This window comes from Miniphocaeibacter halophilus, assembly GCF_016458825.1.
In the GTDB taxonomy this organism is placed as follows: domain Bacteria; phylum Bacillota; class Clostridia; order Tissierellales; family Peptoniphilaceae; genus Miniphocaeibacter; species Miniphocaeibacter halophilus.
This window is the reverse complement of sequence record NZ_CP066744.1, coordinates 1,560,717-1,574,346: the sequence shown is the minus strand read 5'-3', so window position 1 is coordinate 1,574,346 and position 13,630 is coordinate 1,560,717. Positions and strand designations below refer to the sequence as shown.

At 27.2% G+C, this 13,630-nt stretch carries 14 protein-coding genes, 1 tRNA gene and 1 other annotated feature; of the genes, 2 read left to right on the top strand and 13 right to left on the bottom strand.

The genetic code is table 11. The features are described 5' to 3' along the window. Positions 1 to 24 precede the first annotated feature (24 nt). The 4 genes from JFY71_RS07725 to JFY71_RS07710 all read right to left on the bottom strand — a co-directional run bounded on the left by JFY71_RS07725 (position 25) and on the right by JFY71_RS07710 (position 3,120). Complete coding sequence (locus JFY71_RS07725; protein ID WP_243660232.1) at positions 25 to 879, bottom strand: MurR/RpiR family transcriptional regulator; 855 nt, start codon at positions 877 to 879, stop codon at positions 25 to 27. A 313-nt stretch (positions 880 to 1,192) separates the two neighbouring features. Continuing rightward, a complete protein-coding gene (locus JFY71_RS07720) occupies positions 1,193 to 1,741 on the bottom strand; it encodes an NADPH-dependent FMN reductase (protein WP_243660231.1) in 549 nt (182 codons plus the stop codon). Between the two features lie 104 nt (positions 1,742 to 1,845). Next, positions 1,846 to 1,921: transfer RNA gene (locus JFY71_RS07715), tRNA-Arg, on the bottom strand. A gap of 8 nt (positions 1,922 to 1,929) precedes the next feature. Further along, positions 1,930 to 3,120 (bottom strand): D-alanyl-D-alanine carboxypeptidase family protein, encoded by a 1,191-nt coding sequence (locus JFY71_RS07710; protein WP_243660230.1) that lies wholly within the window; start codon positions 3,118 to 3,120, stop codon positions 1,930 to 1,932. A gap of 351 nt (positions 3,121 to 3,471) precedes the next feature. Between JFY71_RS07710 and JFY71_RS07705 the strand changes: the two genes are divergently transcribed. Further along, entirely contained in the window at positions 3,472 to 3,663 is a 192-nt protein-coding gene (locus JFY71_RS07705; protein ID WP_243660229.1) for a hypothetical protein, read from the top strand. Between the two features lie 65 nt (positions 3,664 to 3,728). Here the strand turns inward: JFY71_RS07705 and serS are convergent, their stop codons facing one another. The 6 genes from serS to JFY71_RS07675 all read right to left on the bottom strand — a co-directional run bounded on the left by serS (position 3,729) and on the right by JFY71_RS07675 (position 10,426). Further along, the gene (serS, locus tag JFY71_RS07700; RefSeq protein WP_243660228.1) at positions 3,729 to 5,003 is read right to left on the bottom strand and encodes a serine--tRNA ligase; all 1,275 of its coding nucleotides are present in this window, start codon (positions 5,001 to 5,003) and stop codon (positions 3,729 to 3,731) included. A gap of 153 nt (positions 5,004 to 5,156) precedes the next feature. Continuing rightward, positions 5,157 to 5,324 (bottom strand) — a binding site (T-box leader). 99 nt (positions 5,325 to 5,423) lie between these two features. After that, positions 5,424 to 6,236 carry a sugar phosphate isomerase/epimerase family protein gene (locus JFY71_RS07695; RefSeq protein WP_243660227.1) on the bottom strand — a complete coding sequence of 271 codons (813 nt, stop codon included), beginning with the start codon at positions 6,234 to 6,236 and terminating at the stop codon, positions 5,424 to 5,426. Then, on the bottom strand, positions 6,214 to 7,329 hold the full coding sequence (locus JFY71_RS07690) for an ABC transporter ATP-binding protein (protein WP_243660226.1): 1,116 nt from the start codon (positions 7,327 to 7,329) through the stop codon (positions 6,214 to 6,216). Before JFY71_RS07690 ends, JFY71_RS07695 begins: the two co-directional genes overlap by 23 nt. An 8-nt stretch (positions 7,330 to 7,337) precedes the next feature. Then, complete coding sequence (locus JFY71_RS07685) at positions 7,338 to 8,162, bottom strand: carbohydrate ABC transporter permease (protein ID WP_243660225.1); 825 nt, start codon at positions 8,160 to 8,162, stop codon at positions 7,338 to 7,340. Then, positions 8,152 to 9,054 carry a carbohydrate ABC transporter permease gene (locus JFY71_RS07680; protein ID WP_243660224.1) on the bottom strand — a complete coding sequence of 301 codons (903 nt, stop codon included), beginning with the start codon at positions 9,052 to 9,054 and terminating at the stop codon, positions 8,152 to 8,154. Before JFY71_RS07680 ends, JFY71_RS07685 begins: the two co-directional genes overlap by 11 nt. A 55-nt stretch (positions 9,055 to 9,109) precedes the next feature. Next, complete coding sequence (locus JFY71_RS07675) at positions 9,110 to 10,426, bottom strand: ABC transporter substrate-binding protein (protein ID WP_243660223.1); 1,317 nt, start codon at positions 10,424 to 10,426, stop codon at positions 9,110 to 9,112. Positions 10,427 to 10,801: 375 nt separating this feature from the next. Between JFY71_RS07675 and JFY71_RS07670 the strand changes: the two genes are divergently transcribed. After that, positions 10,802 to 12,103 carry an ISL3 family transposase gene (locus tag JFY71_RS07670; protein WP_243660222.1) on the top strand — a complete coding sequence of 434 codons (1,302 nt, stop codon included), beginning with the start codon at positions 10,802 to 10,804 and terminating at the stop codon, positions 12,101 to 12,103. A 220-nt stretch (positions 12,104 to 12,323) separates the two neighbouring features. Here JFY71_RS07670 and JFY71_RS07665 read toward each other — a convergent pair whose 3' ends face one another. From JFY71_RS07665 to JFY71_RS07660, 3 genes are all read right to left on the bottom strand, one after another. Beyond that, positions 12,324 to 12,557 carry a uracil-DNA glycosylase family protein gene (locus JFY71_RS07665; protein WP_243660221.1) on the bottom strand — a complete coding sequence of 78 codons (234 nt, stop codon included), beginning with the start codon at positions 12,555 to 12,557 and terminating at the stop codon, positions 12,324 to 12,326. Between the two features lie 88 nt (positions 12,558 to 12,645). Next, positions 12,646 to 12,780, bottom strand: coding sequence for a hypothetical protein (locus tag JFY71_RS12040; RefSeq protein ID WP_263457722.1), 135 nt, complete (start codon positions 12,778 to 12,780; stop codon positions 12,646 to 12,648). Between the two features lie 121 nt (positions 12,781 to 12,901). Further along, positions 12,902 to 13,552 carry an HAD-IA family hydrolase gene (locus JFY71_RS07660; protein ID WP_243660220.1) on the bottom strand — a complete coding sequence of 217 codons (651 nt, stop codon included), beginning with the start codon at positions 13,550 to 13,552 and terminating at the stop codon, positions 12,902 to 12,904. Positions 13,553 to 13,630 lie beyond the last annotated feature (78 nt).

Genomic DNA, 13,630 nt, shown 5'->3' with positions numbered 1-13,630 from the left:
AAGTAATTAGGGTTATTATAAATCTCAATAGTCCTTATATTCATCAATAGCCTTTTTGGTTTCTCTTATTTTTTTGATATTGTCTTCATAATTTTCAGCTACATAAGCATAAAAAAGGATATCTATAGCCATAAATTGTATGAGTAATGAGCTTGTTGCTGCACTTCTGATTTCTGCCTCCTTACTTTTTACTGTTTTTACTGAAATATCAACCTCTTGATTTAAACTATTGTTTCCAAACTGACTTATTCCAATAGTTTTTATTTTTCTTTTCTTCGCAATTCTTACAATGCGTAAAACCTCATCTGTTTCACCTGAATTTGAAATTCCAATAAAAACTACATCTTTAGGACCTGAAATTAAAGCGGATATTACTTGATGGGAATCTAATAATGAAATTGTTGTTTTTCCTATTCTATTCCATTTCTGAGCAATATTTTCTGCTACTAAGTTTGAAGCTCCTATACCAAACACATATATAATTGATGCTTTTTTTATAACTTCTACTACTTCCTTTACAATTCTATCATCCAATATTTGTATGGTTTCTTCCATTGATCTATAGGCATTAGATAATAATTTGTTTTTGATTTCTGAAATACTTTCATTTGGTGATATATCTGTATAGGATGAATAAGAAGGAAGCTCTATTTCTGCCGATAATTTTATTTTTAAATCAGTAAAGCTTGGTATGCCAATAGACTTGCAAAACCTCATCACTGTTGCTGGACTTGTGTTTGTTGCTTTTGCCAACTTACTGGCAGACATGGTTATAACTTTTTCAGGGCTTTCCAATACAAAGTTTCCAATCTTTTGTTCAGAATTGGGTAACTCCTTTACAATACTAGCTATTCTATTATGAATATGCTTTCCTTCCATACTCTCCTCCTATATATAATTGTATGAACTTGACATTCCTCCTGAGCAAACCATTATAACTTTCATTTTTTTACCTCCTAATTTTTTAGCATCTAGCTTATTTAAAGCTAGAATTAATTTATTTTGCTTATATCTGTATTATACAACTTTAGAAATAATATTTCAAGTTTTATATGATGTTTATTGAAATATTATTACATATTTTTTTCTTATAACATCTTATTCATATAACACTGAAAGAATTACAATAAAAAATATCAGTAGAAGAATATTCTTCAACTGATATTTTTAAAAATTCCAACCATAAAACTTATTAATTAAATTTATTTACCCAAGCTTTGAAAGCTTCAGAAAAATTATTTAAATATTTTTCAGTTCTTTCAACAATCTTACCATCATCAGTAAAACAAGCGCTTGAATCCCCTAAATATATTTCCGGTTGTTGCATCATATATACATTTAAAAAGGTCATACTCTGTCTTAAGTGGTGATTAGCTCCAAAACCTCCTATTGCTCCTGTAGAAGTAGATACTATAGCTCCTGGTTTCCCGTCCCAAACACTAGAACCATAAGGCCTAGAACCAACATCTAAAGCATTTTTTAATGCAGCTGGTACCGATCTGTTATATTCTGGAGTTACAAATAAAAATGCTTCCATTTCTCTAACTTCATCTCTAAATTTAGTCCATTCAGCCGGCACTTTCCCTTCTTGTTCTAAATCTTCATCATAAAATTCTAAATTTCTTATATCTATAAAAGATATTTCAAAATCATTTTCTAACTGTTTTGCAATAACATTTGCCGCTTTCTTTGAATAGGATCCTTCTCTTAAGCTTCCAACTAAAATTCCTAATTTTTTCATTTTCTCCTCCTAAAGTAAGTTGTTTTCTATACATATTTACTTTTACCCAATAAATCCTATTAATAAAACTAAAAGTCGAAAATCTATTTAGATTTTCGACTTCATGGCACCCCCAACCGGACTCGAACCAGTGAATCTCCCTTAGGAGGGGAGTATTATATCCAGCTTAATTATGGGGGCATATTGATTTAAAAGTTTAAATACAATTTCATATTTTCATAAATATCTAAAAACATTCTTTTTAATCTTGTACCAAACCCTGCTTTATTATAATCCTCTTTTACGATTAAATCAACATCATATACTTTACCATTATTTCCTCTTATTGACAATACTCCAACTTTATCTCCCGATTTTATTGGTCCTTTAACATCTACATTCATATCTCCAGATATGGTTAGTCCTTCAGTTTTGTCATATAAAATATCTCTAGTTTGTTTAGGATATACTTCTACTACTCCTGAATCTATACTATTGATTTTTAATTCTTTGTAGATTTCGTCTTCATCTACTACTTTCCCATTTATATAATTTCCATTTATATAATTAAAAATAATTTCTGCAATATTTCTTCTATCATCATTGGAATTTGCTCCCATTATAACAGAAATAAATCTATGTTCTTTTAATGTTTCGTTGGATATTGGCTTAAATGTTGAAACTAAACAATAGCCTGCTGCATCTGTGGTCCCTGTTTTTAATCCATCTATGCCTGCGATCTCCCCTAATAGTGGTATTGTACTTTCTTTCCTTACTTGTAATTCAGGAATTTCCAAAACCTTTGTTGAAGTAAGTTCTAAAATTTCCGGGTAGGTTTCTAGTACATACCTAGACATTGTGTAAACATCCCTTACTGTCATTGTGTTTTCTTCCTTTGTCTCTGGATCAGGAAGTCCTGATGCATTAACGAAATTAGCTTTTTCTAAACCAATTTCTTTAGCTTTTTCATTCATTAATTTAGTAAATTCCTCTTCACTTCCTCCAACGGTTTTTGCTAATGCATACGCTGCATCGTTACCGGAAACAATTACCAAACCTTTTAATAATTGTTCAATAGTAACATTTTGATCCTTTGATAAGGACAGTGAAGAACCTCCAACAGATGCAATGTCTTCTGTTACGGTAATGGAATCAGTTAGGCTTAAACTCCCTTTTTTTATTGCTTCTTTTGTAAGTATATATGTCATAAGTTTAGTAATACTGGCAACAGAAACTACCTCATCTTCATTATAGGAAGATAATATTGTGTCACTATCAAATTCAGCAATTATATAACCTTTCGTAGAATCTTCAAAACCCGGTATTGCTGCAAATGATATATTTGAAAAAATTAATATAATTGTTAATATAAAAGCAAATATCTGTTTTTTCTTTTTCATATTCCACCTCATAATTATTATACAATAAAGAAAATTTATATTAAACTTTGTTAGCATATTGTAATGTTAGAAAATTATTGAGTATATTAAACTACTAGTCTTAACTAGAATATAATTTTAAAGATAAGCCCATGAAATTATTTTTTGAAGATAAAATATTAATAAAGTCTTCATAGAAACTATAGACAACTATTTAAAGAATCCAATAAATTTTTCACAGCGGAATTATGCAGTTGATAAATTAAGAAAAATTAATGAAAATAATTATTTATTATATCGTAAATATGGAAATAATGAAGAAATAGAAAATGTTAAATTAATTTACTCTAAAGAAAACTCCGTTGAATAAAAATGACAGATGAAAGAATAAATTATAGAATTATTTTCATTTTGATTAAAATTAATTCTAATCTAACTTTTGTCAAGGAAGCTATTTATATTGATGAAGGAAATAACTTTATTACTAATCAAGTAGCCAGTTTAGCCAAACCCATTTTTAAAAATGCTTTTTCAAATAATTTAAAAGAATTAAAGTTATTTTGAAAAATAAATTAGTAGGATAGACAGTTGTCTATCCTACTAATTATGCATTATTTAGTTTTTTGAAACTATTTCTTTTCTATTTTTTCTACACCGTTCATATAAGGTCTTAAAACCTCTGGAATAGTTATTGTTCCATCTGCATTTTGACAGTTTTCAAGTATTGCAGCTAATGTTCTTCCTACAGCTAATCCTGAACCGTTTAAAGTGTGTGCAAATTTAACTTTTCCATTTTCGTCTCTGTATTTTATGTTAGCTCTTCTTGCTTGAAAATCCAAGAAATTACTACATGAAGAAATTTCTACATATCTATTATAGCTTGGCATCCAAACTTCTATATCGTAGGTTTTTGCAGAAGAAAATCCTAAATCTCCTGAAGATAATATTACTACCCTATAAGGTATATTTAATTTTTGTAGTACTTCTTCAGCGTCATTTGTTAACTTTTCTAATTCATCATAACTTGTTTCTTGATCTGTGAATTTAACTAATTCAACCTTGTCAAATTGATGATTTCTAATTAAACCTCTTGTATCTCTTCCTGCTGAACCTGCTTCTGCTCTAAAACAAGGTGAATAAGCAGTATAATGAATAGGTAATCTTGCTCCATCAATTATTTCATCCATAAATAGATTTGTTACAGGTACTTCTGCTGTCGGTGCCAAGAAAAGATCCTTTTGTGGCACATAGAACATATCTTCTTCAAATTTTGGTAATTGACCTGTTCCAAACATAGCTCTTCTATTCATCATTACAGGAACCCAAATTTCTTCATATGTTTGATCTATTGTATGTAAATCAAGCATAAAGTTTATTATTGATCTTTCTAGTCTTGCTCCTAGACCTTTGAATACAGAAAATCTTGAACCTGAAATTTTAGTTCCTCTTTCAAAGTCCAATATATCCAAATCTACTCCTAAATCCCAATGTGCTTTAGGTTCAAAATCAAATTTAGTAGGCTCTCCCCATTTTCTTACTTCAACATTGTCTGAATCATCTTCTCCTTCTGGTACTTCATCAGCTGGAGTGTTAGGAATATTTGCTAAATAATTATATATTTCATCATCATATTTTCTTACTTCCTCATCTAATTCCTTAACTTTATTTGATAATTCCTTCATTTGAGCAAATACTTCTGTGGTGTCTTTTCCCTCTTTTTTCAATATTGGAACTTGTTTAGAAATCTTGTTTTGCTCCGCTTTCATTTCTTCTACTTGCTTAATGGTATTTCTTCTTTTTTCGTCAACTTCTAAAAGTTTATCTATTGGAAAATCTCCATGTCTTTTTTCTAAAGCTTTTAAAACTCCCTCTTTATCCGCTCTTAATCTTCTAATATCTAACATAATTCCTCCTTATATTTTAAATAAACTACGCCACTACTATAAAATATAGATATAATAAAATCTACTAATTAATTATTTTTTCTTACAGGTATAAATTATTTTTAACAATTAATTTGTATATAAGCTTATTAAATAAAAAACTCGTCCCTTAACAAAAGGGACGAGTAAATACCCGCGTTGCCACCCTAATTACGATAAAATATCGTCACTTATAGGCCTTTAGCTCTAGGACGGATTCTATAATATTCAACATTTGCTTACACCAGCCGCAAACTCTCTATGCTTGAAAAATTATATACTATTTCCTTTCATCGCTAATATGAAATTATAAATAATTATACCATATACTTGGTTTATCAACAAGTAAATAACTAATTCCATCTTAATTTATAATATTAATTAATATAATAATACAAGCTATTAATGATATTGTTTAAAATCAAAATTTTCTTTTATAAATTCTATATCTTGAGCTACACCACTAAAATCCCCAGATACAACATCACCATATTCTATAACAATATCGGCTTTTGGAGTGTATTCTTTATATAATTCTTTAAAACGATTAAAATCTAAAGTTCCTTTAAATATTCTGTCGTGATTATCATCAAAACCATTATTATTATGAACATGATAAGCTTTTATTTTATTTTGTAAGGTCTTAATTATATTTTCTAAATCCCAACCATTAGCATTTATATGACCTATATCTATTAAAATATAATTTTCTATTGTTAAACATTCTTCTATAAACTCTTTTTCTGTAAATAGATTATTTCCTATAGAATTAACCCCTGCATTCTCAACATATATGGAAATATCATATTCTTTACTAATTTCATTTAGTTCTAATAAGTTCAATCTTGAATTATAAATCATCTCTTCTTTTTTATCTGCACTTACAACTTTATTATTATGATGAAATACAAAATACTTTCCATTTAATGTTTTTTCTAATTTAAAAACTTCTATACAATCATTAATTGCTTTATTATATTCTAAACTACCTTTAGGTGCACTATGTTCTATATTATAATATGGTCCATGAAAGCTAATTGGATATTTTTTTAATTCATCAATAGATTCTATTATCTCTTTAATAAATTTTCCATCTTTTAAAATTGGAAATATTTCTATGCCTATTTGATTTTTATTGTCTATCATTTTAAAAAGTTTAAATATATTTAAAAAAGAAGTTTTAGCATAAATATTAGTGCTTACATAAATTGTCATAATTTTCCACTTCCTTTGGATAACCTATATTATTTTCAGTTTTCTCATTAAAAAAATGCAGCTTATAATCATTAAAAGAAATACTAACTTTATTTCCTATTTTCCAATTTTTATAATCATCTAAAACTATCCATTCATCACCATCTATATCGACTGCTATAGCATAATTAGGACCAAGGTTTTCTATAAATTTTATAACTCCATCAATTGAATTATCTACTTTTTCTTTTGTAATTTTTAAATGTTCAGGCCGAATTCCCACTATTAAATTAGAATTATTGTTTCTCTTTAATATATCTTCCCAAATTTCATTAATTGTTATATTTTGTTTTTTAATAATTATTTTATTTTTCTCCATTTTTACTTTTTTTAAATTCATTTTAGGATTTCCAATAAATGAAGCCGTAAATACATTACTAGGATAATTATATACTTTTTCAGGAGTATCTATCATTTGAATTCTCCCCTCATTCAATAAGGCTATTCTATGACCTATTGTCATAGCCTCTACTTGATCATGGGTAACATAAACAAAGGTATGTTTATACATTTCATGTATTTTAATTAGTTGTTTTCTAGCATTATGGCGTAATGTAACATCTAAATTCGATAATGGTTCATCTAATAGAAAATAATTCGATCTTTTTACTACTGAACGAGCTAAGGCAACTCTTTGCCTTTGTCCTCCCGAAAGTTCTTTAGGTAACCTATCTTTATATTTTTTTAAATCTAACATATTGAGTACTTTTTCCAATCGTCGATTTACTTCTTCTTTATCTATTTTACTGGCTTTAAGACCAAATGTAATATTTTCTGAAACAGTCATATTTGGATAAAGTGCATAATTCTGAAAAACCATAGCAATGTTTCTATGTCCACTTTGCATATTAGTAGCATTTTCTCCATTTAAATACAATTCTCCTGAAGATATTGTTTCTAATCCTGCTATCATACGCAATATTGTTGATTTTCCACATCCAGAAGGACCTAATAATACAAGTCTTTCTCCCTCTTTTATTTCTAAATTTAAATTTTCTATAACCGGTGTATCTTTATATGATTTATATACATTTTTTAACAATATTTCTTTCATTCTTACTCCTATTTAACTCCTGCTGATACAAATGTTCCTATTATATATTTTTGAAATATTAGGTACAATGCTAATGGTAATATCATTGCAATTACTGAAACAGCCATTGCAACTGAAAAATTAGTTCCACCTTCTGAACTTATGAAGTTCTGTAATGCTAGTGGCAGTGTGTAGTTTTCTGTAGTTTTTAATACTAAAACAGGCCACACATATTCATTCCAAGCTGTTATAAAAAACCAAATTCCTGTCGAATAAACTGCATGTTTGCTTAGAGGAAATACAATCCCCCTCATTATAGTTCTGTCATTTAAATTATCTAATTTTGCAACTTCTATTAAACTCTTTGGTATTGAGCGCATTGTCTGTGTTAGTAAAAATATTCCCATTGCATCTGCTAATTGTGGCAATATAATTCCCCAAATTTTATCTATTAAACCAAGCTTTGATATAATCAAATAATTTGGAATCATCGTTACAGTAAAGGGAACAAACATAGTTCCAATAAAAATAAAATATAGTAATCTTTTTCCCCTAAAAGTACCATAAACTATTGCATATGAAGCAAAAAAAGAAATGAATAGTTTTATTAATGTAATTGCTGTTGCAGCAATAAATGTATTAAAGGTAATTTTAAAAATTGGCAAAGATTCAAATAAATACTTATAATTTTCCAAAGTTATTTTCCTAGGAATAATATCTAAAATAGTATGATAAGCATCCTTAAGGGGTTTAAAAGAATTACTTATTGAAAATATAATAGGATATAAAGATATTATAATTATTAGAATAAAAATAATATGCCAAATTATATTTTTCTTTTTTTTAGTTTTCATAATAAACTCCTTTTTCTACAAATTTAAATTCTAGTATCAGTAATATTGCAAATATTATCATAGTTATAACTGACAAAGCTGAAGAACTTCCTGTATTATACATTTCAAATGCCTGTTGATAGGAACTATATATTAAATTTGAACTTGCATTATCAGGTCCTCCCTGAGTTATTACCTTAATGGGAGTAAATACATATTGAACTCCCTGAACTATCGTTATAATAAAAATATATACTCCTGTTGCACTACTCATTGGTAAAATAATCTTTAAAAATATTTTTGTATTTGATAAATTATCTAATTTTGCCGCTTCAATTAATTCTCTTGAAATACCAGCAATTGATGCATATAATACAATAAAGTTATATCCAAATACTTTCCATGACGTTATTAAGCTTATTACAACAATTACCCAACCTTCCATTTTACTCCAAAAAGGAATACTAAGTCCTATTTTACCTAATATGATAGATAAAGGACCTGATACAGGATTTAAAATCCATGTAAATAATATGGAAGCCACTACTAATGAAATTACCGATGGAATAAAAATTAAAGATTTATAGATATTCTTAAATTTCGTTATGATTTGTTCCAAAACAAATGAAAGTATATATGGAATAACACAACAAAAAATAGTTAGAAGAATTATATACAAAAGAGAATTTAAGATTATTCTATAATTGTCCTTATTTTGAAAAATCGATATATAGTTTTCTAAACCTACGAATTCTTTTTTAGGTGAAACCATATTCCATTTGAAAAAACTTAAATATACTGTATATAACAAAGGAATTACCATAAACAAGATAAATACTATTAAAGACGGGGCAAGATAAATTAAAGATTTAATATCATTTTTATTAAAATTAAATTTCTTATTTTTAATCAATATTAACAATCCTTTCATTATTTTATAGGAGCCGATAAAATCGACTCCCTTATAATTAATCTAATAATTTATTTATTTCTTCTTGGGTTTTATCCATAGCCTCGTCTACTTCTACTTTTCCAGTTAAAATTTGATCCCTCATATCCAATAATTTTTGCTCTGCTTCTAAACCGGAATTGCCTGGAAAAGAAACCCATGGAACAACTTTATCCATTTGCTCAATTGCCGGTTTCATCATAGTATTTTCTTCTAAAAATTCTTTTAAACCATTTTCTGATTCTGCTACATCCTTACGAGGAGGTACATAGCCTGTTCCTATTGTCCACTTAGCCATATTTTCAACACTATATAAATATTTTATAAATTCCCAAGATGCAGCTTTCTTTTCATCATCAGCAGAGGTTATGGAAAGCATAGCTCCTCCAGCAGGTAAACGGGCTTCCTTGCCTTCCCATGATGGTGACTCTATTGCTGTAATCTCAAAGTTGGAATTACTTTGAATATTATTTCTTTGGGCTATAGTTGTATAAATCATTGCTACATCCCCTCTAATAAAGCTTTGAACTCCTTCTTCCCAACCTATATTCAAGGCAGTTTCATCTTTTAAAACCATATCCGCCCAAAGTCTATAAGCTTCTTTACCTTCTTCTGATGCAAAAGAAGCTTTCCCATCTGTAATAAATTTAGCACCATTACTTTCTAGTACTGCCTGTGTAGCCCAATTATCCATTGGTTCCTGGATATAAATTCCATATTTCCCTGTTTTTTCTTTAATAGTCTTAGAAATATTCTTTATCTCTTCCCAAGTAGCAGGACCATTTTCATCTAAACCAGCTTCTTTTAATAAATCCTTGTTTAAATATAATACTGGAGAACTTAGGGAATAGGGTATTCCAACTTGTTTTCCCTCTTTGTTCTTTGCTAAGTTTAAAATATTTGGTAAAAAATTATCTGTTAGAAAAGATGAGTTTTCCTTATCGAATTCATCTATAATCTCCTGTGGTTCACTATATTCAAAATTTTCAGAAAAATAATCTAAAAAAGCCCATCCTACTTGAACAATATCCGGAGATATACCAGATGCAATAGAAGCCTGCATATTTTGCATTAAGCCCTTATACATATCAGGATTATATTTTTCTACTACCTCAATTTTATCTTGAGATTTATTAAAACTATCAACTATTTCCTTTACAGTTTTTCCTCCTTGAGTATCAGCATTTACATGCCAATATTCTATTTTAACCTTTTCAGAAGCTTTGCCTTCAGTGTCTTTTATATTAGCATTAGAAGAGTTACATGCTGTTAAGGAAACAATTCCCATAGTTAAAATAAAAACTAATAATATAGATTTTTTTAAATTTCTTTTCATAATTTCCCCTTTCAATTATTATTTAATTAAATATTTAACTGTATTAATTCTAAATGAAGTCTGTAAAATTTATATAATGGAAATGTTAATTATTTTATACGAAAAATTAAGAATTATTTTAAAATATTGTTTTTCTTATATTTTTTATAAAAATATACTGAATTAATGAAAAGAATGTTAAAATTAAATAAAAAAATTGTTTTCCTCACTCTATTACAATAAAAAATTCTATTGAAATTAATGGTTCTATAATTTATGGTGTTGGTGAAGAAAAATGAAAATCTTCTCCAGCACCATTTTTTTATAAAAAAAGAGACATAACAACCATTTTTCCGATACAATAAATTCACTACAAAATACCAATCGGAGGTCATTATGTCTACAAGTAATTATATCTTAGATTTCTTAGGAATAAAAGATAAGAATATTAAATTTATTAAATTCAGCAATAACATGAGAAAGAACAATGTAACATATAAAGTTATAGACGCTAAACTTTCTTATACTCCTAATGTTTGTCCAATTTGTGGAAATATGGACAAGAATGCAATTATTAAGCACGGAAATAAAATATCAAATATTAAACTTCTTCCACTAAATGGAGATCCTACTATTTTAAAATTAAGAAAACAAAGATTTTTTTGTAAAGAATGTTCTCATACTTTTACAGCAAAAACCAATATTGTAGAGAAAAATTGTTTTATTTCAAATAGGGTAAAATTACATATAACTGAAAATCTAACTATGAAAATAAGTCAAAAGGATATTGCTAGGTTAAATTACGTATCTTCTAATACTGTTAGTCGTTCTTTAGAGGCTAATTATAAGGCTTTTAGAGTTAACAAGTCATATCTGCCTGAAACTTTGTGTTTTGATGAATTCAAATCCACTAAAGATGCTAAGGGCAGTATGAGCTTTATCTTTTGTAATGGTGATAGGAAGAATTTTAATATTATAGATATTGTTGAAAATCGTACTCTCCCTTATTTAACTAAATATTTTAGAAAGTTTACCTATAAAGCAAGAGCAAATGTGAAATATATTTGTATAGATATATATAAACCTTATATGTCATTAATTAAGGATGTTTTTCCTAATGCTCAAATAGTTTTAGATAAGTTTCATATTGTAAATCTTATTGGCAGGGCTTTGTTAAAAACAAGGATTGAAATAATGAAAAACTTTAGTACTTCCTCTATTGAATATAAAAGACTAAAAAGATATTGGAAGCTAATTCAAAAGGATTCTTCTAAACTTGATATAATCCACTTTAGTAAATGGACACATTTTAATAAGTGGAAAAGCACATCTGATGTAGTAAATGAAACTATAGCCGTTGATGATAATTTAAAGAAAACATATGAGGTTTATCAAATTCTTTTATCTGATATTAGATGTGAAAATTCTAAAAGATTAAGGGAACATTTAACTTTATTTAAGGATACAGTAAGTGAACAAATGGAAGTAGCTATAAACACCTTGTTAAAATATTTTGAATATGTGAAAAACACTTTAAGTACGAACATTACAAATGGACCCTTGGAAGGTACTAATAATCTTATTAAAAGTATAAAAAGAATAGCTTTTGGATATAGGTCATTTTATAATTTTAGAAATAGAGTTTTTATAATTAAAAATTTAATGAAGCCAATAGAAAATTATCAGGCAGCTATATAGCTGCCTGATATAAAAGTAGTTTGTTATTTTATTGTATACCAACACCATTTGACAAAGAACCAAATTAATCAATAGAATCTTTAAAATTTAAAAATAAAAAACGGTCCAAGTTTCTTAACCTGAACCGTAAATTTTTATTAAAAAATATATATTTAGTTATTAAAATTTTCATCTTTTAAAGAATTATTATAGTTTATCATTTTAATTAACTCTTCACTATTCATTTCCATTTTTGATTTTCTATTAAAATATTTTTTCCTGTCATAATATAGGCTGGAAATAATCGTATTTCATTATAATATATTTCTCCATGTCTTAATTTGTAAGTTGATATTGAAGGAATTATATTTTTCTTATTGGTTTTCTTGCTAATTATATTAACTGATTTTTTTGCAACATCTCCCATTAACATAATTGATTTAAGATTAGGAAATAGTTTAATCTCCTCAGCCAAAATAGGAGAAAACTTCTTTATTGTATCTAGGTTTATTTTTTATCTTTTTTAAGCAGTTTAATAGCATTTGTTATATATATTCCCATATCTAAATATCTTTAATACTATTAACTTTATGGCCTGATTTTTCAAAAAGAATTTTTGTTGTATCCATATAGGCCGAATTATTATCTATAGCATAGAAATTGTCGCAATTTTTTTCAGGCACTACTTCATTAATCATAATAGTTTCAATTCTATCTAAATCAATATTAATTTTAGGAAAGTATGAAATAGTTTTATTATATTCATCCTTATAATTTTCATAAATAAAATCTTTTAGCTTTTATATAATATTGGACATTTTAATCCCCTTTAAATAAAGTTAATAATTCTAATGGCTTATTTACAATATAATCGGCTTTAGATTCTTTTAATTCTTCTAGACTACCATAGCCATAGGTTACTCCTACTGTCTTTAAATTAAACTTCCTTCCTCCTAAAATATCGAATTTAGTATCACCTATCATAAAGGATTTTTCCTTTTCAATTTTAATATTATCCATAATATATTGTAACACTTCATTTTTATGGGCTATTTTATGGTCAAGGGAAGCCCCTCCTATAAAATCAAAATAATCAGTTAATTTGTGTTGCTTCATTACCTCTCTTGCAAATATTTCCGGTTTAGACGTAGCAAGGATTATTTTATTATCTTGTTCTTTTAATTTTTTAATTACATCTACTATTCCATCGTATAGTCTATTTTCATATACACCATATCTTCCATAATATTCCCTATATACATTTACAACTTCTATGGCTTTTTCTCTGGTAAAATTATAATTTTCCATATAGGAATCAACTAAAGGTGGTCCAATAAAACTATTTAACACCTCTTCCCTATTTTCTTCAATTCCTTCTTTATTTAACGAATATCTTATTGCATTTTTTATTCCTTCTCCAGAATCTATTATCGTTCCATCTAAATCAAATAAAAAAAATTGTTTTTTCATAATTACCTCTTTATTTCTATATTTAATTACATTATATCAATAATTTAAAATATATAAAAAAACCAATGGAAATCCATT